Source organism: Pseudomonas neuropathica, from assembly GCF_015461835.1.
In the GTDB taxonomy this organism is placed as follows: domain Bacteria; phylum Pseudomonadota; class Gammaproteobacteria; order Pseudomonadales; family Pseudomonadaceae; genus Aquipseudomonas; species Aquipseudomonas neuropathica.
On sequence record NZ_JACOPX010000010.1, the window covers coordinates 209548 to 233548 of the forward strand.

Sequence of the window (24001 nt, forward strand, 5' to 3'; positions counted from 1 at the left end):
GACATGATCCCTACCCCTCTGCCCCAGAAATCGCCTTTGGCGTTGCACATTGACCCGCGCGTGAGCGCACCGGGTGACTTCGCCACGGCCATCCCTGGCTTGTCGCTGTTTCGTCGCGACCAACCGGCGCCCCCCGCCGTGTGCATGATCGAACCGAGCCTGATTCTCGTCGGTCGCGGTGAAAAACGTCTGTGGGTCGGTGGTGAGGGTTACAGCTATGACCCTTCACGTTTTCTGGTGACGTCGCTGGACCTGCCCGCCAACTCCGAAGTGATGCTCGCCAGCCCCGAACAGCCCTGTGTCGGGCTGGTGCTGAAACTGGATGTCGGCATGCTCGCCGAAGTCATCACCAAGAGCGGCTTGCCGGCCAAGCGCCAGCCAGCAACGGGCACAGGGGCGGCGATTGGCAGCCTGTCGTCTGCGCTGGAGGGCGCGCTCGATCGCCTGCTGGCACTGCTTGATGAACCCGAGGCAATCCCGGTGCTGGCGCCGCTGATTCTGCGCGAAATCCACTATCGCTTGCTGCACACCGACCAAGGCGCGCGGCTGCGGCAGATCACGGCCGTCGATGGTCAGGGTTATCGCATCGCCAAAGCGATTGACTGGCTCAAGCTCAACTACGCCGATGCCCTGCGCATCGACGATCTGGCCGCGCGGGTGCAGATGAGCGCGCCGACCTTTCACCATCATTTCCGTCAGCTCACCGGCATGAGTCCGCTGCAGTACCAGAAATGGCTGCGGCTCAACGAAGCGCGGCGGCTGATGCTGGTCGAGCGCCTCGACGTTTCGCGGGCGGCGTTTGCGGTCGGCTATGAAAGTCCGTCGCAGTTCAGCCGCGAATATGCCCGGCTGTTCGGCACCGCGCCGAGTCGGGACATCGCCCTTTTGCGCGGGCAGCCATTCGAGGCGGAAGCGCTCGGCACAGTCGCGAATTGAACGAACACCGGTGATGCGCCTCGCCGCGCGTCACCGCTCATAACAATGCACGTCAACCGATGATCAGCGGGTGAATCATGGAACTACGAATCAACCAGAAGACCTATCAGGTCGATGCCGACGCCGATACGCCCTTGCTGTGGGTGATCCGCGATGATCTGGGCATGACCGGGACCAAGTACGGCTGCGGACTGGCGCAATGCGGCGCCTGCTCGGTGCTGGTGGATGGCAGCGTCGTGCGCTCGTGTGTCACGCCGGTGGCGGGTGTCGTCGGCCGCGAGGTCACCACGATTGAGGCCATCGAAAGCGATGACGTGGGCAAACGGGTGGTCTCGACCTGGGTCGATCTGCAGGTCGCGCAGTGCGGCTACTGCCAGTCCGGGCAGGTGATGGCCGCCACTGCGCTGCTCAAACAAAACCCTAAACCGAGTGATGCGCAGATCGAAGCGGCGATGGTCAATCTGTGCCGCTGCGGTACTTACAATGCGATTCATGCCGCCGTGCAAGAGCTGGCCGGCAAGGGAGACGCGTGATGAACGTTCGAATCGACCCTTCACTGCAAGCCTCAGCACTGGATCTGCACGAACCGATCAATGTTTCGCGCAGACGTTTTCTCACCGGTACCGCCGTCGGCGCACTGGTCCTCGGCTTCGGCCTGCCGCTGGGTGCGACGCGCGTGCAAGCTGCCGTTGCAACGGCGACGGCTGAGCGCGGCACGCAGGTCCCGGCGTTTCTCGAAATCCGTCCGGACAACCGCGTGCGCCTGCTCTGCCCGTTCATGGAGGGCGGGCAAGGTACGTTCACCGCAATGGCGCAGATTGTCGGTGAAGAGCTGGATGCCGACCCGGCGACCTTCCTGGTCGAAGCGGCGCCGCCCGGCGAAGCCTATGTGGTGTTGGAAAACGGCATGCGCATCACCGGCGGCAGCATGTCGGTGCGCATGAGCTACCCGGTCATGCGCCGCCTCGGCGCCCTCGCCCGCGCCATGTTATTGCAGGCGGGTGCGCAGCAACTTGGCGTACCAGTGAGCGAGTTGAGCACCGAGCCAGGCAAAGTCGTGCACGCCAAGTCGGGCCGCTCGCTGGCTTACGGTGAACTGGCCGAGCGCGCGATGGATCTGCCGGTTCCCGATCCGGCCTCCGTGAAGCTGCGTGATCCGAGCCAGTTCCGCTGGATCGGCAAACCGGTGAAGCGCCTCGATGCTTACGACAAGTCCACCGGCAAGGCGCTGTACAGCATCGACCTGAAGGTCGACGACATGCTCCATGCCGCCGTGCAACATGCCCCGCGCCTGGGAATGACCGTAGGCAACCTGCGCAACGAAGAGCAGGTCAAGGCAATGAAAGGCGTGCATTCCGTGCATCGTCTGCCAGGTGCCGTGGCGGTGGTCGCCGAGCGCTGGTGGCACGCCAAACGTGCCGTTGAGGCGATTCAGGTTGACTGGCAAGAACCAACGGCCGACAGCAACGTGCGGCCGATGCCCGCTGACTTTTCCAGCGATGCCTGGTTCAAGCGTCTCGCTGAAGATAAAGGCCCGGCCAAAGATGATGAAAACGAAGGCGACGTGGCGGCGATTCTCAAGGAGACCAAGACCCGGATTGACGCCACTTACCACAACCAATACTTGAACCACGGCCAGTTGGAGCCGCCTTCAGCACTGGCTCGATTCAACCCGGACGGTTCGCTGGAAGTCTGGTTGCCGAATCAGGCGCCGGACATGTTCCGCGCCGACATTGCCAAACGCACAGGGCTGGATCCGTCACGCATCACCTTGCATTCGCCGCTGCTGGGTGGCTTCTTCGGTCGGCATTTTCTCTACGACTCGGCCAGTCCCTATCCGCAGGCGATCGCGCTGGCGAAAGCGGTTGGCCGTCCGGTCAAACTGATCTGGAGTCGCGAGGAAGAATTTCTGCGTGACGTGCTCCGCCCCGTTGCCGCGGTGAATTTCCGCGCCGCGCTGGACAGCGACGGCTGGCCGCTGGCAATCGAAGCGATCAGTGCCACCGAAGGCCCAACCGAAGCGCTCGCTGGCAAGCAAGGTGAAAAGCTCGATCCGACGGCGCTTGAAGGTTTGTCGGGCAAGTCCTACGCAATCGCCAACAAACGCATCGCGCAGATCTACGTCAAAGGCCCGGCGATGCTCGGTTACTGGCGTTCGGTGGGCAATTCCCTCAATGACTTCTTCTATGAATCGTTCCTCGATGAACTGGCTGACAAGGGCGGCAAGGATCCATTTGATCTGCGCCTGCATCTGTTACGCGACAACAAGCGCTTGACCACTCTGCTGCAAGCGGTGGGTGAACTGTCCGGAGGCTGGAAGCGCGGGCCGTTTACCGCCGAGGATGGCAGCAAACGTGCGCGCGGCGTGGCCATGGCTTCGCCGTTCGGTACCGAGACGGCGGTGATCGCCGAGGTGTCCATCGAGAACGGTCAGGTCAAGGTGCACGACATCTGGCAGGCGATCGATCCGGGCAGCATCGTCAACCCGGCGATTGTCGAAGCGCAAGTCAATGGCGCCGTGGCGCTGGGGCTGTCGCAAACGCTGGTGGAAGAAGCCGTGTGGATTGATGGCAAACCCCGGGCGCGCAACTACGACTTGTATCCGATCCTGCCGCCTGCGCGGATGGCTCGGGTCCATGTGCGTGTGGTCGAGAGTGGCGAAAAAATGGGCGGCATCGGTGAACCGCCGCTGCCTGCGGTCGCGCCCGCCGTCGCTAACGCGGTGGCAAGGCTAACCGGTCAGCGGGTGCGCAGCCTGCCGATGAGCCGACACACCTTCACTTGATCAGCGCCGGAGCGTCCATGAATAACAGCCGATTCGCAAGAACCGCTGGCTGGCTGGCAGTGCCGTGCCTGGTCGCGGCAGGCCTGCTGGCCTGGTATGTCACCCGCGAGCCTGTCTCGCGCCTTGAAACCCATCAGATCGCCGTGGCCGACATCGACCCGGCACTGGTCGCCCGTGGCGAATACGTCGCCCGGCTCAGCGATTGCGTGGCCTGCCACAGCGTGCCGGGCGGCGCGCCGTTCGCCGGCGGCCTGGAAATGGCCACACCACTGGGCTCAATCCACGCGACCAATATCACCCCCGACACGGAAACCGGCATCGGCCATTACAGCCTGGCGGACTTCGACCGCGCCGTGCGCCACGGCGTAGCACCCGACAGTCGCCGTCTGTACCCGGCGATGCCCTATCCGTCTTACGCCAAGCTCAGTGACGATGATGTGCGGGCGCTGTATGCGTTCTTCATGAAAGGCGTGGCGCCGGTGAAACAGGCGAACATCCCCAGCGCGATTCCGTTTCCGCTGAACCTGCGCTGGCCGATTGCGCTGTGGAATGGCGTGTTTGTCGACGCCGAGCCTTATGCGGCCAAACCCTCGCAGGATGAACGCTGGAACCGTGGTGCTTACCTCGTTCAAGGCGCCGGGCATTGCGGCAGTTGCCACACGCCGCGCGGTTTGGCGTTCAACGAGAAGGCACTGGATGAGGCCGGTAAGCCGTACCTCGCTGGCGCTTTGCTCGATGGCTGGTACGCGCCGAGCCTGCGTGATGATCACAACACCGGGCTGGGCCGCTGGAGCGAACCGGAGATCGTGCAGTTCCTCAAGACCGGTCGCAACAAACATGCGGTGGTCTACGGTTCGATGACCGAAGCATTCAACAACTCCACGCAGTTCATGAGCGATGACGATCTGACCGCGATTGCCCACTACCTGAAGTCGCTTCCCGGGGATCGCGAACGGGATGGCGAGCCTTGGCAGTATCAAGCGGTTTCGGCGGCGGAACGTCTCGACTCGCCCGGTGCTCATACCTACGTGACGCGCTGTGCTTCCTGCCATGGTCTGGACGGCAAGGGCCAGTCCGAATGGATGCCGCCGCTGGCCGGCGCGACTTCTGCACTGGCCAAGGAAAGCGCCTCGGCGATCAACATCACCCTGAATGGTTCGCAACGCGTGGTGGCGGCCGGCGTGCCGGATGCCTATCGCATGCCGGCTTTCCGTGAGCAGTTGTCGGATCAGCAGATCGCCGAAGTGCTGACCTTCATGCGCAGCACCTGGGGTAACCAAAGCACTGCGATTGATGCGCAGACGGTGGGCAAACTGCGTGAACACACCGATCCGGCCAGCAGCAGCCCGATCATTCTGCAGATGCGCTAAGAGGAGACACTGATGGAAAGCATCGACTTGCTGGTCCTGCGCACGGCGCGGGACTGGCTCGCTGCTGGCGAGCGCGTGTTGCTCGCCACGGTGGCGCGCACCTGGGGTTCTTCACCGCGTCCGACGGGGTCGATGATGGCTTTGCGTGACGACGGTCGCGTGGTGGGCAGCGTGTCCGGCGGCTGCATTGAGGATGATCTGATCCATCGCTATACCACGGCCCATGGCGGCAGCGCTTTCAGTGGCAGCACGCCAGAAGTGGTGCGTTATGGCGTCAGCGCCGATGAAGCGCATCGCTTTGGCTTGCCGTGCGGTGGCACGCTTGAACTGATTCTTGAGTTCAACCCGGCGTGGCAGTCGCTCGATGAACTGCTGACGCAACTGGACGCCGGGCAACTGGTTCGCCGTCGCCTGGCGTTGGAGTCCGGTGAGGTCATGCTTGAACCGACTGCGACGCCGGAACAGTTCAGCTTCGATGGCGTGCAGATGCTCAACACCTTGGGGCCGGGCTATCGGATGCTGATGATCGGTGCCGGCGCGCTGGCCGAGTATCTGGCGACCATGGCTTTGTTCAACGGTTTCAAGGTGGCAGTGTGCGATCCGCGTCCCGAGTACATCGAGACTTGGGCGGTAGACGGTGTGGAGCGGATTGTCGGCATGCCGGACGACGTGGTCCGCGACTTCGCGGTCGATCTGCGCACCTGCATCGTCGCCTTGAGTCATGACCCCAAACTCGACGATCTGGCCCTGCTCGAAGCGCTCCACGGCCCGGCGTTCTACATCGGTGCGATCGGCTCGCGGCGCAACAGCCAACTGCGCCGCGAACGCCTGATCGAGCATTTTGGCGAGACCGAGGCGTCGCTTGCGCGTCTACACGGGCCGATCGGTCTGTACATCGGCAGCAAGACGCCTGCGGAAATCGCCGTCAGCGTGATGGCCGAGATTCTTGCGGCGAAGAATGGCGCCCAACTGCCGCAAGCGTTTTCCATCGTCAGGGCCAAAGCGCTCGCCGAATGAGCCGCGCTGCTACTCTGCGACGGCGTTTTCGGTCGGCAACGAAGCGAGCATTTCTGCGCGGCATACCTCAAGAATCTCGTCTGCCAGCGCGGAATCATCCGGGCAGGCACGCGACAGGATAATCGCGCCGACGGCCCGCGACAGCAGGTCGATCATCTGCTTGCGCCCCTCACCCGCCTCGGCATCCGGCGCTGTCGGGTATTTCTCGCCCAGGGTTTGCAGGGTGCGCTCAATGCCCTCGGCAAACGTCGCTTTCACCTCATCCGACTGGCGCGCCGCGTCGCCGCCCAACGCGGCCATGGTGCAACCGTCGCCGCGTCCGTCGCGATGTTCTCTGTTCACATAAACGTTGATGAAGCCCGGAACATCCAGCGCTTGGGCGCCAGTCAGCGATTTGGCCAGACTGCACGCCGAGGCTTCGGCCATCAGGTCGGCCTTCGACCCGAAATGTTTGTAGAAACCACCATGGGTAAAACCGGCGGCCGCCATGAGGTCCGCCACGCCGACGCCGTCAAAACCGCGCTCACGGAACAGCTCTGAGGCGGTTTCAACGATGTGTTCTCGATTGGCCTGCGCCTGGGCCTTGGTCACTCTCACGTGCAATACCTCGTGTTTCCGGGGAAATCCTGCGTCCGATGATACATAGATGTTGGCCATAATCAAAACCGTTGACAGTTTAGATTTAGATCATCATCCTAATTACTCGCAACAACGATATTCATCAACGGGCACGGAACAACATCAATCGCCGCTGGCTGAATCAAGCATCAGCGCAAGCTAAGCGCGTTCTGTTTCTCACACCCTCAAAGAGAGATAAACCATGAGCACTCGCCCTACTGTTCTGATCACTGGCGCCTCCACCGGGATCGGCGCCGTCTACGCCGAACGCTTTGCGCAACGCGGCCACGATCTGGTGCTGGTCGCCCGTGATCAGGCGCGCCTGGATGCACTGGCTGCGCGCTTGCGCAGCGAACACGACGTCGCCGTCGATGTGATCCCGGCGGACCTGACCCAACCCGGCGATCTGACCACTGTTGAAAACCGCCTGCGCGACGATGCCCGTATCGGCATCCTCGTCAATAACGCCGGCGCGGCGCTGTCTGGCCATTTCGTCGAGCAAAGCACCGATAAAGTGGCGCAACTGGTCGCCCTCAACACCACCGCACTGGTGCGGCTTGCCAGCGCCATCGCTCCACGCCTGGCCAAGGCCGGTGACGGTGCGATCATCAACATCGGTTCGGTGGTGGGCCTCGCACCGGAGTTCGGCATGACGGTCTACGGCGCGACCAAGGCTTTTGTGCTGTTCCTGTCTCAGGGTCTGAGCCTGGAACTGTCGCCTCAGGGCGTCTACGTGCAAGCCGTCCTGCCCGCCGCCACGCGCACGGAAATCTGGGATCGCTCCGGCGTCGACATCAACACCTTGAGCGAAATCATGGAGGTGGGTGATCTGGTGGATGCTGCGCTCGTCGGCTTCGATCGTCGCGAACCGGTGACCATTCCGCCGCTGCACGAAGCAGAGCGCTGGGATGCCTTGCAGGGCGCACGGCTGGGCCTTATCGGGCAAATCCGCCAATCTGAGGTTGCCCAGCGCTACCAGACGCCAGAGTGATCTTTAGGTAAAGGATTCGATGCAGGCGTAAGGCGCTGCATCGAATCCATCCTGCAATCCGGAGCAGTCATGAATTCAGCACAGACAAATCCCCCTTCGGGTTCGCCAATGTCATTCATCAACGCGGCGAACCAGTCGATCACCGTCAATGGCATTCCCTTCGCCTACCGCGACACCGGGCCCGCGAACGGCGTACCACTCGTACTGTTCAATCATTGGGGCGCGGTGCTGGACAACTTCGACCCGGCGATCATCGATGGCCTAGCGCAAACCCGACGCATCATCACCACCGACTATCGCGGTATCGGCGGCTCAGGTGGAACCGCGCCATTGACTGTCGGCGAGATGGCTGACGATGCCATCCAGTTGATCAAGGCCCTAGGGCTGGAAACCGTGGATGTGCTCGGTTTCTCACTCGGCGGCTTCGTCGCTCAGGACATCGCCCTGAAGGCGCCTGACTTGGTGCGGCGTTTGATTCTCACCGGCACCGGACCGGCTGGCGGCAGCGGTATCGAAAAGGTTGGCCCAGTGTCGTGGCCATTGATCCTCAAAGGCTTGCTGACCCTGCGCGATCCCAAGTTCTACCTGTTCTTCACCTCGACAGCCAATGGCCGCCGATCCGCCTCGCAGTATCTACAGCGCCTGCGAGCACGCCCAACCAATCGCGACCAAGGCCCGACGCCCCGCGCTTTCCTGCGCCAGTTGAAAGCGATCACCGCGTGGGGCAAACAGCCGTCGCAAGACCTCGGGCGTTTGCGCACGCCGACGCTGGTGGTCAACGGCGACACCGACATCATGGTGCCCAGTGTCAATTCGTTTGAGCTGGCCAAACGTATTCCCAATGCGGAGCTGGTGATTTATCAGGATGCCGGTCACGGCGGCATTTTTCAGCACCACGTTGATTTTGTTGTCAGGGCGCAGGCATTCCTCGATGCCTGACCACGCACCGGCTACCCTCCCTACAACCGACAAGAGCCGCACCTCGATGAAAGCATTTTTGATTGATCGCTATGGCAAACACCCCGGGCGCATCGGTGAAGCGCCCATCCCCGCAATCGGTCCTCACGACGTCTTGATCGAGGTCCACGCCAGTAGCGTCAACGTGCTGGACTCGAAGATCAGCACCGGCGAATTCAAGCTGATCCTGCCCTACGCGTTTCCATTGATTCTGGGCAACGATCTGGCAGGTGTGGTGACTGAAGTCGGCACGCAAGTGACACGCTTCAAACCGGGAGACGAGGTGTACGCCCGCCCGCCGGAAACACGAATCGGTACCTTCGCCGAGTTGATCGCCGTGAACGAAAACGCGATTGCCCTGAAACCGGCCAATACCAGCATGGCACAGGCGGCTTCCCTGCCCTTGGTGGCCCTGACTGCCTGGCAAGTGCTGGTCGAAACCGCCCAGCTGAAAAAAGGCCAGAAAGTACTGATTCACGCCGGCTCCGGTGGCGTCGGCACCGTCGCCATTCAGCTTGCCAAACACCTTGGTGCCTTTGTCGCCACAACCACCAGCACCGCGAATGTCGAATGGGTCAAGGCGCTAGGGGCTGACGTGGTCATCGACTACAAACAGCAGAACTTCGAAAGTGTCTTGCACGACTACGACGTGGTGTTGAACAGCCTTGGCGCCGATGTCCTCGAGAAATCGCTCAAGGTGCTCAAGCCCGGTGGCCAGCTGATTTCCATCTCTGGGCCACCCACCGCGCAATTCGCACAGGAGCAAGGTTTGTCCTGGCCCTTGCAGCAGGTCATGCGCTTGCTGAGCTTCGCTATTCGGCGCAAGGCCCGCAAGCGTGACGTCAATTACGCGTTCGTGTTCATGCGCGCCAACGGCGCCCAACTGCAACAGATCAGCGCACTGGTCGAGGCCGGCATCATCAAACCGGTGATTGATCGAACGTTCCCCTTTGAATCAACGGCCGAGGCGTTGAGTTACGTCGAGCAGGGCCGCGCGAAGGGCAAGGTCGTTGTTTTGATCAAGTGACGATTCCGGCTATTGCTGGGTTATCCGTAGAAACCAGCTCAATGCGTTCTTCGACAGGTCATAGAACCCCTCCCGGCAAGAAGGGTCTGCTCTCCTATGCCCCCTCAGGAATGCTTCCCATGTCAGTGCAACGCAACCTTGTCCTCCTCGCTCGGGGAGGCTATGCCGCCCGAGGAATGCTTTATCTGATCATCGGTATCTTTGCGTTGCTGGCAGCCCATGATTCGACTAAACCGAAGGACAGCCACAAGAGTCTGGAAGCCTTGCTGGCCCAGCCATTCGGCTATTTTCTGGTTGGACTTGTCGTGGCGGGACTGCTCGCATTTGCCGCCTGGCGTGTCCTGCAGGCAACGCGTGATGTCGATCATCACGGCACAAAACTCAAAGGTCTGGTGATTCGCACAGGGCTGTTTGTGGGAGGTCTGGTCAACGGTGCTCTGGCGTTCTTTGCATTGGGCCTACTCATCAGCGGGATTAAAAGCTCGGGCGATTCTGCAGGACAAACCAAAGACTGGCTGGCGCATCTTCTGTCCTGGGAACATTCGAACTGGCTGGTGTACCTGATCGCCCTCGTTCCGCTCGGTGTAGGCATTGCTCACATCATCAAGGGCTGGAAAGCGTCGTTCGAGAAGTATTTCGAGGCCGACGAAGAGGTCATGCGCTACGTCCGCCCGGTCTCGCGGTTTGGTCTGATCGCGCGCGGCGTCGTGTTTATCGAGATCGCATTGCTGCTGGCAATCAGCGGCTCTACCTATCAAGCCATGGATCCCCCGGGTATGAAAGAAGCGCTCGATGCATTGCAGAATCTACCCGCTGGCTGGCTGATCTTGATGGTAATAGCCTTGGGGCTGGTGGCGTTCTCGGTCTACAGTCTGTCGGAAGCTTGCTGGCGCAAGATCAATATGGATGTGCCAGGCGTATCGAGCACATAGCGTGCAACGTCTTTGGCGATGATCACCCGGGCGTTGCATCGATGAGCGAACCTTTCCCCCGAAAACAACGTCCGAGCTAAAGCGTTAACGCTTACCGCTCGCCACGAGGTTTCCGTTTGAAAGCTGCCATCGTCAGAAAATACCGATTGATCATCAAAACGCTGGGCTACGTCGGCTGGGCCTTGTTCTGGCTGTTGCTCTGGGACATCGCTGTCACTGTCGACTTCATGTTGTTTCTCAACACCAAGCTGAATTTACCCCTCATGCCCCTGACTCTATTGGGTTCGGCGTTGATTGTGTTGATCAGTTTCCGCAACAGCAGCGCCTACAACCGCTGGTGGGAAGCACGGACGCTGTGGGGGGCGATGATCAACAACTCGCGCAGTTTCGCCCGGCAGGTGCTGACGTTGCTGGATGACGCTGACAACGAGGTCAATCCGGTCAAGTCGACTCTATTACGCCGCCACGTCGCCTATGTGAATTGCCTCGCAGCGCATTTGCAAGGCCAGCCTTGCCCTGAGGAAGTCCGCGCGTTCATTCCCGCCGAGGAGTTCGCCCGCAGCGGCACCACCAATAACTTTGCCAACGACATCCTCACTGGCTCGGCGACTTTGCTGGCTCGGGAATACAAGGCCGGGCGCCTCGACAGCATTCGCCTGGCGCGGCTGGAATCGACGCTGGTGGACCTGTCCAACAGTCAGGGCGGCATGGAGCGGATTGCCAATACGCCGCTGCCCTACCCTTATGTGTATTTCCCACGGCTGTTTATCTCGCTGTTCTGCCTGATCGTCCCGGTCGGTCTGGTGGAATCGCTGGGCTGGTTCACGCCACTGGCGTCGACCGTGGTGGGCTTTATGCTGCTGGCCATCGAGCGCATCGGCACCGATCTGCAAAGTCCGTTTCGCCACAGCGAGCATCAGATTCAGATGGAAGCGCTGTGCGAAACCATCGAGAAGAATCTGCAGTCGATGCAGCGTGACTCCCTGGGTGACGTGCGCAGGCTTGCAGAGAACGCTTGAGGTGCAGCAATCGGGAGCCGTCAGGATGTCTGACGGTTCCCGAATCAATCAGAACGCCGCACAACATCGCTTGTTCTCGCACCGCGCTCACACATCTCCCCCGAGCGCTCACCGTCATTCCCCCTCTGCTTCCCGCTCCTCGCGGCCTCACATTTTGCGATGTGAGGTTTTCGCATCTGCATAAAAAAGATTGCCGATTCATTGTCAGGTGATTTTTTTCAGCCTATCTTCAATAAAACCTATACAAAACACTTCATTGCGTACAACTCTTTCGCTAGGGATTAGCCCCACGCACAGCACTGTCGCGAGCACCTTGAATGAACCCACTATTAGCCAGCCATTACCGTGAAATTCTCGTCGGCGTCGGTGAGAACCCCGAGCGCGAAGGTCTGTTGGACACACCCCAGCGCGCCGCCAAAGCGATGCAGTATCTGTGCAATGGCTACACGATGAGCCTGGACGACGTCACCAACGGTGCCCTGTTCGAGTCGCAGAGCGATGAAATGGTGATCGTCAGCGACATCGAGCTGTATTCCTTGTGCGAGCACCACATGCTGCCCTTTATCGGCAAGGCACATGTCGCGTACATCCCCACCGGCCGGGTACTGGGGCTGTCGAAGGTCGCGCGGGTGGTAGACATGTTCGCGCGGCGCCTGCAGATCCAGGAAAACCTTACGCGGCAGATTGCCGACGCCATTCAGCAAATCACCGATGCCGCCGGTGTGGCGGTGGTCATTGAAGCTCGGCACATGTGCATGATGATGCGCGGCGTTGAGAAGCAGAATTCGGTCATGACCTCCTCCGTGATGCTGGGTGCTTTTCGGGACAGTTCGACGACACGGCAGGAATTCCTGCAACTGATCGGGCGGCGATAAAGCTATACAGGGGACAGTCACTGTACAAGCCGACAGTTCGGATCTCACCCTCTTCACTTGTGCGTTTCAGGGAGTTAGGCAATGACCCGATTTCTGCTGTTACTGACACTGGCACTCAGCGTCGCAAGCTGCGGCAGCGTGGATGTTGCCCGTTATGCCGACCAACAACCGGCCTTGGACCTGCAGCGTTTTTTCAGCCAGCCCGTCAAAGCCTGGGGAATGTTTCAGAAGCGCAGCGGTGAAGTGGCCAAGCGTTTTGAGGTCAACATCGTCAGCCGGCGTGAGGGTAACAACCTGATTCTCGACGAGCGCTTCCTGTACAGCGACGGCACCCGCCAACGTCGCGTCTGGACTCTCACGCCCGAAGGCCAGGGGCGTTGGAGCGGTCGCGCGGCTGACGTAGTGGGTGTCGCCGAAGGCCAGGTCGCGGGCAATACGCTGCACTGGCGTTATCGCCTGAACCTGCCGGTCGACGACTCGACTTACGAAATGAGCATGGACGACTGGATGTACTTGATGGACGAGGACACGTTGATCAACCGCACCAGCATGTCCAAGTTCGGCGTAGAGGTCGGCCAAGTGACACTGTTCTTCCGTCGCCAAGGCGCGGGAGTCAACGAGTGAACCGCGCATTGACCCTGGCCTCGTTCGGCGACGGTTATCGCGCGCTGGTGATCGGCGCCAGTGGCGCCCTCGGCACAGCCTTTTGCCAACTGCTGAAACAGGATCCGCGCTGTGCCGACGTTCGCGCGCTAGGGCGCCGTACCCTCCCCGCGCTCGACCTTGAACGACCTGAAACGATTGCCAGCGCCGCCATCGAACTGGCACGCACGCGCCCGCAGAGTCGCTTGCTCAGTCTGCACCCGGGCACGGTGGTGTCGGGGTTGTCGCAACCTTTTCGCGGCGCCTCCAGCGCCCGTCCGGCAGACGTTGCCGCTGAACAGTTACTGACCTTGATTGACCAGTTGACGCCGGCCGACAGCGGCCATTTCGTTGCCTACGATGGAGAATGCCTACCCTGGTAGGCAAGGAGTGAAGCATGAACCTGCAAGCCCTCACCGAACGTGCGGCCAACAGTGAAATACGCGAACTGGAGCTGCTGTCACTCGAAGGTGGTTTTTATCTGGCGCGGATCCGCCTGGATCACGGCCAGTTCACCTTGCTGGATGACGCGGCCAAGCCGATGCACCTGCGCTCGATCACCCACCTGCGGGACTTGCTACAGACCGTGCCGGCCTTTCCCTGCGTACTGGTGCAGCAATGCGTGCACGACGAAATGTGCGGGCGCGATTCAGGGCCTGTCGAAGAGCTGCGCATTCCGTTTTCGCTCACTACGCCCGTATGAGTCGAACCACGCACATCAACGGGTAACGAGCGGGGCCGCCCCATTTGTCGCGTACCCGCTAAGCTGGTTTTACGGCCGTGCGTCAGTTGAACGTTGTTGGCTGACTGAAAACAGCAAAATAGAAACACTGTCATAACCATGATTTTTTCTGACAAAACGGCGTCTTTTGCAGGTTTTCAAAAGCTCTGCTGAAGCTTGTTAGGGCACCATTTGCGGCCCAAGCGGTTTATCAAAAATCCAACAACGCTTTATTACTGAATTAGTGATTTAACTAGGTAGTTACCTAACTATATAATGCCCTCCTCATTTCAACGGGACATTCAACGTGAAGCAGAGTCAACGCCTCTCGGGCATATCAAAATTCATTCTGGTCGGGCTGGGCGTCGTCATCACCCTGCTCGGCTTGGCGCTGGCTGCGGGCGGCGTGAAGTTGGTCAGCCTGGGAGGCTCGTGGTACTTCCTGAGCGGTGGGCTGGTGATGGCCCTCTCCGGTCTGCTGATCGCCCGTTTCAAACCGGCCGGTGCGTGGTTGTTTGCCGCGTTCCTGGTCGGAACAGCGATCTGGGCGGTGAGCGATGCCGGGCTGGTGTTCTGGCCGGTGTTCTCGCGCCTGTTCATGTTCAGTGTGATCGGCCTGGTCGTGGCGCTGGTTTATCCGCTACTCAAGCGTGCCAACGGTGGCGTTGCGGGTCGCGGCGCTTACGCTGTGGCTGCTGTGCTGGCGGTCGGCGTCGTTGTGGCGGCCGGCAATATGTTTGTCGCCCATCCAACCGTGGCGGCAACCGGCACTGGCCCGGGCCTGACCCCGGTCGAGCCGGACAAGGCGCAAAAGGACTGGGCGCACTACGGCAATACCGAAGGTGGCAGCCGCTTCGCCGCGCTGGACCAGATCAACCGCAACAACGTCGACAAGCTGAAAGTCGCGTGGACCTACCACACCGGTGACGTCGCCGAGAGCGATGGCAATGGCGCTGAAGACCAGCTCACTCCGCTGCAGGTTGGCAACAAGGTGTTCATCTGCACCCCGCACAACAACCTGATCGCCCTCGATGCCGACACCGGTAAAGAGCTGTGGAAGAACGCGATCAACGCCCAGTCGAAAGTCTGGCAGCGTTGCCGTGGCATGGCCTATTTCGACGCCAGCGCTGCCATTGCTCAGCCAGCCAATTCGAAAATCATCGAAGCCAAACCGGCGCCGGCCGCCAACTGCCAGCGCCGTCTGCTGACCAACACCATCGATGCCCGTTTGATCGCGGTTGATGCTGACACTGGCGAGTTCTGCCAGGGTTTCGGCAACAATGGCCAGGTCGATCTGAAGGCCGGTCTGGGTGATGTCCCGGACAGCTACTATCAGTTGTCGTCCGCTCCGTTGATGGCCGGCACCACCGTGGTGGTTGGCGGTCGCGTGGCTGACAACGTGCAGACCGACATGCCCGGCGGCGTGATCCGTGGTTTTGACGTGATCACCGGCGCTATGCGCTGGGCCTTCGACCCGGGCAACCCGCAGGATAAAAAAGCGCCGGCAGACGGCAGCACCTATGTGCGCAGCACGCCTAACAGCTGGGCACCGATGTCCTACGACCCGGCGACCAACACCGTGTTCCTGCCGATGGGCAGCTCGTCTACCGACATTTATGGTGTCGAGCGCAGCAAACTCGATCACACCTACGGCGCTTCGATCCTCGCGCTGGACGCCACCAGTGGTGAAGAACGCTGGGTGTTCCAGACCGTGCACAACGATCTCTGGGACTTCGACCTGCCGATGCAGCCGAGCCTGATCGACTTCACCAAGGACGGCAAAACCGTTCCGGCCGTGGTCATCGGCACCAAGGCCGGGCAGATCTACGTGCTCGACCGCGCCACCGGCAAACCGCTGACCGACGTTAAAGAAGTCCCGGTCAAAGCGGCGAACATCCCGAACGAACCGTACTCGCCTACTCAGCCAAAATCGCTGGGCATGCCGCAAATCGGCGCACAGCACCTGACCGAATCGGACATGTGGGGCGCAACCCCTTACGACCAGTTGCTCTGCCGCATCGACTTCAAAGGCATGCGCTACGACGGCCTGTACACCGCGCCGGGCATGGACAAATCGCTGAGCTTCCCGGGTTCGCTGGGTGGCATGAACTGGGGAAGCATTTCCACTGACCCGGTGCACGGCTTTATCTTCGTCAACGACATGCGTCTGGGTCTGTGGATTCAGATGATCCCGTCGCAGAACAAGGGCCAGGCTGCTGGTGGCGGCGAAGCGCTGAACACTGGTATGGGCGCCGTGCCGTTGAAAGGTACGCCGTACGCCGTGAACAAGAACCGCTTCCTGTCGGTAGCCGGCATTCCGTGCCAGGCCCCACCGTTCGGCACGCTGACGGCGATCGACATGAAAACCCAGAAAGTCGCCTGGCAGGTTCCGGTCGGTACCGTTGAAGACACCGGTCCACTGGGCATCCGCATGCACCTGCCGATCAAGATTGGTCTGCCAACCCTCGGCGGCACTCTGTCGACCCAAGGTGGTTTGATCTTCATCGCCGGCACCCAGGACTTCTACTTGCGCGCGTTCAACAGCGGCAACGGTGAAGAAGTCTGGAAAGCACGTCTGCCAGTCGGCAGCCAAGGTGGCCCGATGACGTATGTTTCGCCGAAAACCGGCAAGCAATACATCGTCATCACCGCCGGTGGCGCGCGTCAGTCGACCGATCGCGGCGACTACGTGATGGCTTACGCCCTGCCGTAAACCAAGGTGTTCTCGTAAAGCGCGGCACCTTCGGGTGCCGCGCTGCTTTCCCCCTATTGCTCATGTTTTTTGCAGGAAGATTTACATGCTATCGGCTGTTGGTTTTTCCCGTTCCGATCTGTTCAAAGGCCTGTTGCTGGGCCTGACGTGCACCACCGCCCTCCCCGCGCTGGCCGACAACGACTCCGATCTGTTGACCCGTAGCACCCTCACCGGCGACTGGGGTGGCTTGCGTCACCAAATGGATGAGCAAGGCATCAAATTCACCGGCGACTACAGCGGCGAAATGGCTTACAACGCCGACGGCGGCCTGCATCGCTCGGCGCGCTACTCGCAGAACATCAAGCTCGGCGTGCAGTTCGACCTGAGCAAGCTGTACGGCGTCGACAACGCCGGCAAGGTCCAGCTGACCATCAACGATCGTCGCGGCAACAGCGCCTCGGAAGATCTGGTCGGCAACCGTCTGCCGATCCAGGAAAACTACGGCGGCCTCTATACGCGCCTGACCGAACTGAGTTACGAGCGCACGCTGTTCACTCCAGCGCTCAATGTGAAACTCGGCTACATGGCCATGGGCAACGACCTCGGCGGCCTCGACAGCGGCATTCTATGCAACTTCATGAACGCCGGTTTCTGCGGCCATCCGCTGAACATGTCCGGCGGCAGCGGCTGGACCAACTATCCCAACGCGCGCCTCGGCGTGCGGGTGAAATACGACCTGTCGTCCTCGTGGCAACTGCGCGTGGCCGCGTTCAACGTCGACCCGGAAAGCAACGGCAACTCGAGCCGCGCCTGGCACCTTGATCCGAAACACACCACCGGCACCGTGGTACCGATCGAGCTGGTTTACAAACACGCGGGCGCCCTGCCCGGCGAATACAAGCTCGGCTACTACTACGACAGCTCCGACGTAAAACGCATCGGCAGCGACAAAGAAGTGTCCGGTCGCGGCGGTCATTATCTGCTGATCGACCAGGCCGTCTGGAGCTCGTCGACGTCCGAAGGCCGCAGCTTGCACGCGTTCGGTCAGTACTCGGCGGCCAGCGAAGCGGCGTCACCGTTCAGCAAGTGGTACGGCACCGGCGTGGTCCTGTACAAACCGTTCGAAGGTCGCCCGCGTGACACCGTAGCGCTGGGTTATGGTCGCGCCGTACCGAACCCGCGCAGCCGCGACGTGCTGCAGGACGCCGCATTGAACAACGGCACGGCGTTCCCGAACCTGGACAGCGCCGAGCAGTTGATCGAACTCGGCTACGGTTATCAGGCCACGCCCTGGCTGACGCTGCGCCCGAATGTGCAGTACATCATTGAGCCGGGCGCGTTTTCCGGACAGGACATCGACAATGCAATGGTGTTTGGTTTGCAGGTGAAAGCAGCGCTCTGAGCCCCCGAAAAGCGGCAATAAAAAACCCGGTTTGAATGCCGGGTTTTTTATTGTCTTCAAGATCACTTTTTCTTTTTAGCCGGCTTATCAGCCTTCTTCGAATCCTTGGCCTTCTCAGGCTTGCTGTCGGCTTTTTTCGCCGACTTCTTGGGCTCGGCGCCTTTCTTCTTGTCTTTCTTGTCGGAAGACTTTGAAAGCGCCGAAGCCGCTGCTGATTTCTTCGCTGGTGATGACTTTTTGTCTTTCAAATCCTTGCTGGCTTTCGAAGCATCACCTTTGTCTTTGCTTTTCTTTTCGTCTTTAGCCACGTTGACCACCTCTCGGAGTGTGCCGTTATTGACACAGCGCCTGTGCGATTGACCACAAGCTAATCATTAGGCGAGCGGCTCCGACAGCGGTTCAGATTATTTTCAAGCGTTGAAACAGGCCAAATGAAGGCAGCGCCGGCTATCGCCCACGCCACCTTCAGCAACACCTCGTGAATCAGGCCTTGTTGCCCGCTGCTGCCAGCGCCTTTTCAGCATTGAAACCGTCGAAGTTTTCGAACACGCCCATAAAGCCTGGCACGGTCACCTCGCGCGCCCAGTCGCGCTGCAGTTCGCAGTACATCTGTACCCGGCTGATGAGCTTCGCCCCCGCCTGCTCCATTCGGCGCAACGCTGCCTCGTGCGCGGCGAGCGACGTGCCGCCCACCGCATCGACCGGCACGTAAACTTCATAGCCTTCCTGAATGGCGTCGAGCACCGGGAAGGTCAGGCAGGCTTCGGTCCACAGCGCGGTCATGATCAGTTTTTTGCGCCCGAGTGCTTTGACTGCCTGCTTGAACCCGGTGTCCTCCCAACTGTTGATCGACGTGCGGTCATACGTGGGCAGATGGCCGAGTACCGCTTGCAACTCTTGAATCGGCGGTTTGTTGCGACCGGTCGCGACATTGACGGTCGAGTGGATGATCGGCAGGTTGTAGTTGAGCGCCGCTTTCGCAACGCTGGTGATATTGAAGACCAGTTCATCCCGTGGCATCGAGCGGATCGAAGACACCTGAACCGGTTGATAGTCGATAATGATCAACGCTGAATTGTCGGGCGTCAGGAGTTGATCGGTGTGCGGGTTACGGATGGGTTCGCTTGCCATTTGCAGGTCCTTTTGTATGGGTAACGCACGTCGGTAAAACGGCCGGAGCCCGTGCGGCTAATGGTTCCAGAATGCACGCGCGTGACGCGGTGCCTGGAAAACCCATTGTGCTGTTCCCCTGTTCGCTGCAGTAGTAGCATCCCGAGGCGAACTGTGTCGCGCCAAGGGGAACGCGAGAATGGATATCGAAGAACTGCAAACCTTCGTCGAAGTGGCCGATGCCGGGGGCATTTCACAGGCAGCGCTGCGGCTGGGGGTTTCGAAGTCAATCGTCAGCCGCCGGCTGGCGCGGCTTGAAGCGGAACTCGACGTGCAATTGCTGGCACGCTCCACGCGCGGGGCTTCACTCACCGAAGCCGGCGCGACGTTTCGCGATTACGCCGCCCGAGTGTGCAGCGAAATCGACATCGCCAAAGAAACCATCCTGCCCGCCGGCGCCCTGCGCGGTCGCTTGCGCGTGGCGGTGCCGTTGTCGTTCGGGCCAACGCACTTCGCCCCGGTGCTGGCGGAAATGGCTCGCCGTCATCCTCAGTTGCACATGCAGACCTGCTACAGCGATCGCTTCGTTGACCTGATTACCGAGGGCTATGATTGCGCCATTCGCGTGGGTTACCTGCAGGATTCCAACTTGATCGCAAGGCGTATCGGACCGGTCTACACCAAGCTCGTCGCGAGCCCGGACTACATCAAAGCGCACGGCGCCCCCGAAACCCCGGACGAACTGCACGCCCATCAGGCACTTATGCAAGGCACCGAAGCCTGGCAATTCATGGCGGCTGACAAGGTCATCACGGTTCGCCCGCAAGGACGCTTCAAGGCTGACAACGGCACGGCCCTCGCTGCAGCCGCGGCTGCCGGCCTCGGCGTCGCCTACTTGCCCGATTGCCTCACCCACGAACACATTGCCTCGGGTGCACTCGTGCCGATCATGACCAACCATCCACCGCCCCCCGCCGGTGCCTACCTCCTCCGCGCGCCAGGCGCGCATCCCGCGCGCAAGATCCGCGTGCTCACGGATCTGCTGATCGAGTACTTCGGCGAATCTCCGCACCTCGCGGTGCAGCCGCTGTCACAGCACGATGAAGTGTCGGCGTCCAGCTGAGGAACGTTCGGTCCTGAAGCCATGAAAGGAGAACTGAGGTGCCGCAACGCCTGCAACAGTCAACGCGTCGGACTGCATTTATTGCAGACACCACGGCGCTGATCCTGTTTTTCACCACCACCGGCATCATCAATGAACGTTTCATTGCTGGCATGGCGTGGGATCAGGTTCTGCACGCGCGCCTGCTGGGCGCGGTGCTGATGATTCCGGTCGCGCGACCTTACGGTATCTGGCGCGATTGGTTAATGAAGCGCGCCAGTCAGGGTCGGGTGTCGAGGTTGTTATGGGACAGCATCGCCCTGGTCAGTTTTCAGGTGCCGATCTATGCCGCGATCATTGGCTTCAGTGGTGCATCGGGTGAAGGACTGGTACGCGGCACGCTGGGTGCGGCGGTGATGATGCTGGTTCTGGGGCGGCCTTATGGGGCGTTTCTTAATCGGGTGCGGAAGCTGTTTGGTTTGCCGCCGGGTGGGGACAAGCCGATGTCGTTGAAGGGTTGAGTGGCTGGGGAAAATTTCTGGGAAGACCCCATTCAGAAAAACGTGATCTGTTCTTTAATCCCGCTCTACTGGCCAGTTTCAGCAGTTCATGCTCTTGCTCCGGTTTCATAAAAGTGGTCAACGCAATAGGCTCTTCCCTTGAGTACAGGTTGCTGGCAATCCTTCGCCAGACAAGCAGATGTATCCAGACCGCCATGATTCTCGACGATGCGCAGCTTTATCAAAGATTCCATTTCAGCTGATTCCCAGCCCTCGGGCGTGTCCAGTTTGCGGGCGTACAGGGTTTGATATTTATCCCACTCATCCGCTCGCCAAAGCTGCCCGCACACGGCACATTGCAATAGTTTGATCCAGTCCCCCGTTGCCAGGCAGCGCATTCCTGCGACAAACGCCGTGTAACGCTGACTGATATCTACCAGGTTGTCTTGACCGTTGCAGGTGCATTGCATGGTTCCACTCCAAATCTTCTTGCTGCTACTCGTTCCACCGTCAACGTCTGGCTCTGCCCCAGTGCTTATGTGCCATGCGCAAGACTGGCCCACTGCCCGATAAAGTCGCCAATTCTGCGCTCAATATCACTCTCAACGGTCCGCAGCCGCAGAATGGGAATGCCACTTCTAGCCAGAATCTCGTTTTTCATGGCGTCCCGAGCGGCCTGCACGGGTCGGTCATGGTAGCCGCCATCGACTTCGATCACCCCTATCGGTTGCTTGCCCACTTTGAAATAAATCACGAAATCGCAACTGGCGCGCCGCATGAACGCTCGCTGCTCCTCTGTCCAGCCGAGGCCTACCGGGGATGCAAGCTTATCCAGCTGGATCTGTGTGTGGTACTTCAATGCCTGGCACGCCGGGGCGGACAGCGCTTCGCGCAGCAACTGTGCCACGATCTGCTCGGACCTGTAGCGTGAATCCTCGGGCCGCAAGCGGGCGTCCAGGCGTGCCAGAGACTGATCGTACTCGCGGTACAGCAAGTCGAATGCCGACACCACGGGCGCGCGCACGATCTGCTCGTCTTGCGCGTAATAGCTGATATAGCGAATCAGCGCGGCGATATGCCCATTGTTGTCCGTGAACACCTCGTCGCCGGTCACCAGGGTAAAGCGATGTTTGGCCCGCGAAACGGCCACGTTGATCATGCGGGGGTCGTCGACGAAATCCAGGCGTGTACGCGCCTGGTTGTAGCGTTTCTTGTCGAGCACGGTGGAAAACACGATCTCGTCGCATTCGCGCCCCTGAAACTTGTGCACGGTGTCCTTGACGAAATCCGCCGGCAAGTGCGTGCCGGACAGGCTGACTTGTGCCCTGTACGGGGCAATGTAACCGCGGCCTTCGCCGTCTGTTCCGACGGGTTGCCCTTCCTCCTCAAGCACCTTCAACAGAGAGTCCAGTTCCCGAAGGTTGGTGTTCTGCCTGGCGTGGTTGCCCTTGGCGGTCACCACCAGGCGCAGGGGTTCTTCGCCGTTGTCCTCGGTCATCGGCACCAATGCGTTGTCGTAGAACTGCTGGTTGCAGAACTGGATGATCCTGGGGTGGCAGCGGTAATGTTCTTTCAGCAGGGTTCTGGGCAGTGCGTCCTGGAACACGGCAATGCATGAATCCAGCAAGCTGTAGCGCTCGCAATCGTAGGCCTCCGCAGGCGCTTGAAGCCCAAGTTTCACAGGGATATGCGGCAACTGGCGGTTGTCGCCCACGACGATCAGGTTCTTGGCGCAGCCCAGGGGCAGGATGCCCGGCACGATGTCCTGCAAAGAGGCTTCGTCGATGATCACGTAGTCGAGGACCGCTCCCGGCGCGATCGAATTGACGATGGAGTGCGTGCCGCTGCCCAGGATTGGGAAGCGCTGCATAAAGGTATCGAAACGCTCATGGTAGGTTTTGACATCAAAGCTGTCCGACGGCATTACCTGAAGTTGCATATGGCGCTTGAGATGCTGCATCGAAGCGGTTGTGAGTTCGTTGAGCAGCGCCGTGAAATTCGCGCGTGCCAATGCTTCGCGACACTCGCGCAGCTGCGCTTCTTTGTCGCGCAGCGACTGGTCGTAATAATGCATTTGCAGTGCATGGAAAACGGCCATCCGCGCCTCGCCGTCGGCAAATGGCCTGGTGCGAAAAATCCTGAATTTGAACAGTAGCTCGATACGGTCTTTGAGATGAATGCGCTGCTCGCCGAGGTAAGCCAGGTAGGCCATGAGGTCCGCCGTCTTGCGCGGCGTCAGGCCGTATTTGTCGAGCGAGCCTGTGATCGGCACAGCGCTTTCTGCCTGCCACTGCTGCAGGTAGCGTCGCTCGATGACCAACTCGTCCAGCTCGATTTGCAGCTGCGCCGCCCTGTTGTGGTTTTGGAGATGCTGTTTCAAACGGGCCAGCAAGGCCTGAATCTCATCCAGGGACAGTGCCGGCTCCGGCGCACTTGACGGCCACGCAGGCAGATCGGCGAAGAAGGCCTTGCGTTTGTCCTGGTTGCCAAGCTTCGCGACCAAGTGGCCCAGGCCGTATTTCTCCAGTTTTTCGTAGACGTTTTCCACGGCAGCATTGTTGTTGGACAACACCGCGACCGTCTGCCCACGTAGCAGAATATTGGCAAGGACGTTGAGGATTGTCTGGGTCTTGCCGGTGCCTGGCGGGCCTTCGATTACGCTGACTTGCGCGCTGAATGCCCGCTCGACGGCCTGAAGCTGACTCTCGTTCAGGCCGAATGGATAGATGAGCCCCTGCCCCGGCGCCAGCGTGCCGTTGCGCCCGGTACAGTAGGCTTGCAAGGCTGTGCCAGCGATGGCCGGCAGTTTTTCGAGCTGGCGCACCACATTGTCGGCAATTTCACGATCATTCTGCGACTTGGCGTGATGCTGTCGGGCGCTCGCCACGGTAGCGAGGTAGCGGAAGACCGGCGTGTCCTTCATCGGTGTCGGAGCGGAAAAGCCGATGCCGTCCATCTTGTAGACATAGGGCTTTTTACTGTCCGGGTAGTGCACAACGGCATAGCGCTCACCGTAAATCGTAGCGCTGGCGATGGGCTTGGTGCTGCCGCGCTGGTGCAGCAAGGCATTGCTCAACTCGCGGGTGGGTGAAACCAGGCAATCACTGAGCGGGCGGGTGTATTTTTTCCTGGAGGGGTAGTGACAGGTCAGCTCCAGAAATGCGTCCTTGTCGCTCCAGCGAATCGCCCAGTCGCTGATCTTTGCGGTTTTGTCCTCACCATCCATCTGAATCGAAGCCATATTCCTCGTCCCTATACGCATGACATCCGGCTTCGCTTCGCGCCGGACGCTACCTCTCCAA

Annotated in this window: 23 protein-coding genes; 18 read left to right on the forward strand and 5 right to left on the reverse strand. The window is 60.3% G+C overall.

The window, feature by feature from the left end:
• Positions 1 to 3: 3 nt before the first annotated feature.
• The 5 genes from H8F23_RS16690 (at position 4) to H8F23_RS16710 (ending at position 6108) form a co-directional block, all read left to right on the forward strand.
• On the forward strand, positions 4 to 936 hold the full coding sequence (locus H8F23_RS16690) for an AraC family transcriptional regulator (RefSeq protein WP_194935099.1): 933 nt from the start codon (positions 4 to 6) through the stop codon (positions 934 to 936).
• Positions 937 to 1013: 77 nt separating this feature from the next.
• Positions 1014 to 1469 (forward strand): (2Fe-2S)-binding protein, encoded by a 456-nt coding sequence (locus tag H8F23_RS16695; RefSeq protein WP_194935100.1) that lies wholly within the window; start codon positions 1014 to 1016, stop codon positions 1467 to 1469.
• Positions 1469 to 3721: a xanthine dehydrogenase family protein molybdopterin-binding subunit gene (locus H8F23_RS16700; RefSeq protein WP_194935101.1), complete on the forward strand. Its 2253-nt coding sequence runs from the start codon at positions 1469 to 1471 to the stop codon at positions 3719 to 3721. Before H8F23_RS16695 ends, H8F23_RS16700 begins: the two co-directional genes overlap by 1 nt.
• Positions 3722 to 3738: 17 nt before the next feature.
• Entirely contained in the window at positions 3739 to 5091 is a 1353-nt protein-coding gene (locus tag H8F23_RS16705; RefSeq protein ID WP_194935102.1) for a c-type cytochrome, read from the forward strand.
• A 12-nt stretch (positions 5092 to 5103) separates the two neighbouring features.
• On the forward strand, positions 5104 to 6108 hold the full coding sequence (locus tag H8F23_RS16710) for an XdhC family protein (RefSeq protein ID WP_194935103.1): 1005 nt from the start codon (positions 5104 to 5106) through the stop codon (positions 6106 to 6108).
• 9 nt (positions 6109 to 6117) lie between these two features.
• Here the strand turns inward: H8F23_RS16710 and H8F23_RS16715 are convergent, their stop codons facing one another.
• A complete protein-coding gene (locus tag H8F23_RS16715; RefSeq protein WP_194935104.1) occupies positions 6118 to 6705 on the reverse strand; it encodes a TetR/AcrR family transcriptional regulator in 588 nt (195 codons plus the stop codon).
• Positions 6706 to 6928: 223 nt separating this feature from the next.
• Here H8F23_RS16715 and H8F23_RS16720 point away from each other — a divergent pair, with 223 nt between their 5' ends.
• The 11 genes from H8F23_RS16720 to H8F23_RS16770 all read left to right on the forward strand — a co-directional run bounded on the left by H8F23_RS16720 (position 6929) and on the right by H8F23_RS16770 (position 17987).
• Positions 6929 to 7717, forward strand: coding sequence for an SDR family NAD(P)-dependent oxidoreductase (locus H8F23_RS16720; RefSeq protein WP_194935105.1), 789 nt, complete (start codon positions 6929 to 6931; stop codon positions 7715 to 7717).
• Between the two features lie 69 nt (positions 7718 to 7786).
• The gene (locus H8F23_RS16725; protein WP_194935106.1) at positions 7787 to 8656 is read left to right on the forward strand and encodes an alpha/beta fold hydrolase; all 870 of its coding nucleotides are present in this window, start codon (positions 7787 to 7789) and stop codon (positions 8654 to 8656) included.
• 46 nt (positions 8657 to 8702) lie between these two features.
• Entirely contained in the window at positions 8703 to 9701 is a 999-nt protein-coding gene (locus tag H8F23_RS16730) for an NADP-dependent oxidoreductase (protein ID WP_194935107.1), read from the forward strand.
• A 119-nt stretch (positions 9702 to 9820) separates the two neighbouring features.
• Entirely contained in the window at positions 9821 to 10633 is an 813-nt protein-coding gene (locus H8F23_RS16735; protein WP_194935108.1) for a DUF1206 domain-containing protein, read from the forward strand.
• A gap of 116 nt (positions 10634 to 10749) precedes the next feature.
• Complete coding sequence (locus H8F23_RS16740; RefSeq protein ID WP_194935109.1) at positions 10750 to 11652, forward strand: bestrophin family protein; 903 nt, start codon at positions 10750 to 10752, stop codon at positions 11650 to 11652.
• A gap of 317 nt (positions 11653 to 11969) precedes the next feature.
• Positions 11970 to 12527 (forward strand): GTP cyclohydrolase I FolE, encoded by a 558-nt coding sequence (gene folE / locus H8F23_RS16745; protein WP_194935110.1) that lies wholly within the window; start codon positions 11970 to 11972, stop codon positions 12525 to 12527.
• Positions 12528 to 12608: 81 nt separating this feature from the next.
• Positions 12609 to 13151 (forward strand): DUF3833 domain-containing protein, encoded by a 543-nt coding sequence (locus tag H8F23_RS16750; protein ID WP_194935111.1) that lies wholly within the window; start codon positions 12609 to 12611, stop codon positions 13149 to 13151.
• A complete protein-coding gene (locus H8F23_RS16755; RefSeq protein WP_194935112.1) occupies positions 13148 to 13552 on the forward strand; it encodes a Rossmann-fold NAD(P)-binding domain-containing protein in 405 nt (134 codons plus the stop codon). The genes H8F23_RS16750 and H8F23_RS16755 overlap by 4 nt, the downstream gene beginning before the upstream one ends.
• Positions 13553 to 13566: 14 nt before the next feature.
• Positions 13567 to 13872 carry a DUF6482 family protein gene (locus H8F23_RS16760; protein WP_034154117.1) on the forward strand — a complete coding sequence of 102 codons (306 nt, stop codon included), beginning with the start codon at positions 13567 to 13569 and terminating at the stop codon, positions 13870 to 13872.
• Positions 13873 to 14197: 325 nt separating this feature from the next.
• Positions 14198 to 16603 carry a glucose/quinate/shikimate family membrane-bound PQQ-dependent dehydrogenase gene (locus H8F23_RS16765; RefSeq protein WP_194935113.1) on the forward strand — a complete coding sequence of 802 codons (2406 nt, stop codon included), beginning with the start codon at positions 14198 to 14200 and terminating at the stop codon, positions 16601 to 16603.
• Between the two features lie 85 nt (positions 16604 to 16688).
• A complete protein-coding gene (locus H8F23_RS16770) occupies positions 16689 to 17987 on the forward strand; it encodes a carbohydrate porin (protein ID WP_194935114.1) in 1299 nt (432 codons plus the stop codon).
• Positions 17988 to 18049: 62 nt separating this feature from the next.
• Here the strand turns inward: H8F23_RS16770 and H8F23_RS16775 are convergent, their stop codons facing one another.
• Positions 18050 to 18304 (reverse strand): hypothetical protein, encoded by a 255-nt coding sequence (locus H8F23_RS16775; protein ID WP_194935115.1) that lies wholly within the window; start codon positions 18302 to 18304, stop codon positions 18050 to 18052.
• A 166-nt stretch (positions 18305 to 18470) separates the two neighbouring features.
• A complete protein-coding gene (locus H8F23_RS16780) occupies positions 18471 to 19118 on the reverse strand; it encodes a hydrolase (protein WP_194935116.1) in 648 nt (215 codons plus the stop codon).
• A gap of 178 nt (positions 19119 to 19296) precedes the next feature.
• On the opposite strand from H8F23_RS16780, the gene H8F23_RS16785 reads away from it, so the two are divergent.
• Together H8F23_RS16785 and alaE are read left to right on the forward strand one after the other, a co-directional pair.
• The gene (locus H8F23_RS16785; RefSeq protein WP_194935117.1) at positions 19297 to 20220 is read left to right on the forward strand and encodes a LysR family transcriptional regulator; all 924 of its coding nucleotides are present in this window, start codon (positions 19297 to 19299) and stop codon (positions 20218 to 20220) included.
• A gap of 38 nt (positions 20221 to 20258) precedes the next feature.
• A complete protein-coding gene (gene alaE, locus H8F23_RS16790; protein WP_194935118.1) occupies positions 20259 to 20720 on the forward strand; it encodes an L-alanine exporter AlaE in 462 nt (153 codons plus the stop codon).
• Positions 20721 to 20806: 86 nt separating this feature from the next.
• Here alaE and H8F23_RS16795 read toward each other — a convergent pair whose 3' ends face one another.
• Complete coding sequence (locus tag H8F23_RS16795) at positions 20807 to 21169, reverse strand: metal-binding protein (RefSeq protein ID WP_194935119.1); 363 nt, start codon at positions 21167 to 21169, stop codon at positions 20807 to 20809.
• A 65-nt stretch (positions 21170 to 21234) separates the two neighbouring features.
• A complete protein-coding gene (locus H8F23_RS16800; protein ID WP_194935120.1) occupies positions 21235 to 23940 on the reverse strand; it encodes an AAA domain-containing protein in 2706 nt (901 codons plus the stop codon).
• Positions 23941 to 24001 lie beyond the last annotated feature (61 nt).

What these genes read in the sequence shown, in the direction of transcription:
- H8F23_RS16690 (WP_194935099.1), top strand. Translation starts at nt 4, where the DNA reads ATGATCCCTACCCCTCTGCCCCAGAAATCGCCTTTGGCGTTGCACATT.
- H8F23_RS16695 (WP_194935100.1), top strand. Translation starts at nt 1,014, where the DNA reads ATGGAACTACGAATCAACCAGAAGACCTATCAGGTCGATGCCGACGCC.
- H8F23_RS16700 (WP_194935101.1), top strand. Translation starts at nt 1,469, where the DNA reads ATGAACGTTCGAATCGACCCTTCACTGCAAGCCTCAGCACTGGATCTG.
- H8F23_RS16705 (WP_194935102.1), top strand. Translation starts at nt 3,739, where the DNA reads ATGAATAACAGCCGATTCGCAAGAACCGCTGGCTGGCTGGCAGTGCCG.
- H8F23_RS16710 (WP_194935103.1), top strand. Translation starts at nt 5,104, where the DNA reads ATGGAAAGCATCGACTTGCTGGTCCTGCGCACGGCGCGGGACTGGCTC.
- H8F23_RS16720 (WP_194935105.1), top strand. Translation starts at nt 6,929, where the DNA reads ATGAGCACTCGCCCTACTGTTCTGATCACTGGCGCCTCCACCGGGATC.
- H8F23_RS16725 (WP_194935106.1), top strand. Translation starts at nt 7,787, where the DNA reads ATGAATTCAGCACAGACAAATCCCCCTTCGGGTTCGCCAATGTCATTC.
- H8F23_RS16730 (WP_194935107.1), top strand. Translation starts at nt 8,703, where the DNA reads ATGAAAGCATTTTTGATTGATCGCTATGGCAAACACCCCGGGCGCATC.
- H8F23_RS16735 (WP_194935108.1), top strand. Translation starts at nt 9,821, where the DNA reads ATGTCAGTGCAACGCAACCTTGTCCTCCTCGCTCGGGGAGGCTATGCC.
- folE (WP_194935110.1), top strand. Translation starts at nt 11,970, where the DNA reads ATGAACCCACTATTAGCCAGCCATTACCGTGAAATTCTCGTCGGCGTC.
- H8F23_RS16750 (WP_194935111.1), top strand. Translation starts at nt 12,609, where the DNA reads ATGACCCGATTTCTGCTGTTACTGACACTGGCACTCAGCGTCGCAAGC.
- H8F23_RS16760 (WP_034154117.1), top strand. Translation starts at nt 13,567, where the DNA reads ATGAACCTGCAAGCCCTCACCGAACGTGCGGCCAACAGTGAAATACGC.
- H8F23_RS16770 (WP_194935114.1), top strand. Translation starts at nt 16,689, where the DNA reads ATGCTATCGGCTGTTGGTTTTTCCCGTTCCGATCTGTTCAAAGGCCTG.
- H8F23_RS16780 (WP_194935116.1), bottom strand. Translation starts at nt 19,118, where the DNA reads ATGGCAAGCGAACCCATCCGTAACCCGCACACCGATCAACTCCTGACG.
- H8F23_RS16785 (WP_194935117.1), top strand. Translation starts at nt 19,297, where the DNA reads ATGGATATCGAAGAACTGCAAACCTTCGTCGAAGTGGCCGATGCCGGG.
- H8F23_RS16795 (WP_194935119.1), bottom strand. Translation starts at nt 21,169, where the DNA reads ATGCAATGCACCTGCAACGGTCAAGACAACCTGGTAGATATCAGTCAG.
- H8F23_RS16800 (WP_194935120.1), bottom strand. Translation starts at nt 23,940, where the DNA reads ATGGCTTCGATTCAGATGGATGGTGAGGACAAAACCGCAAAGATCAGC.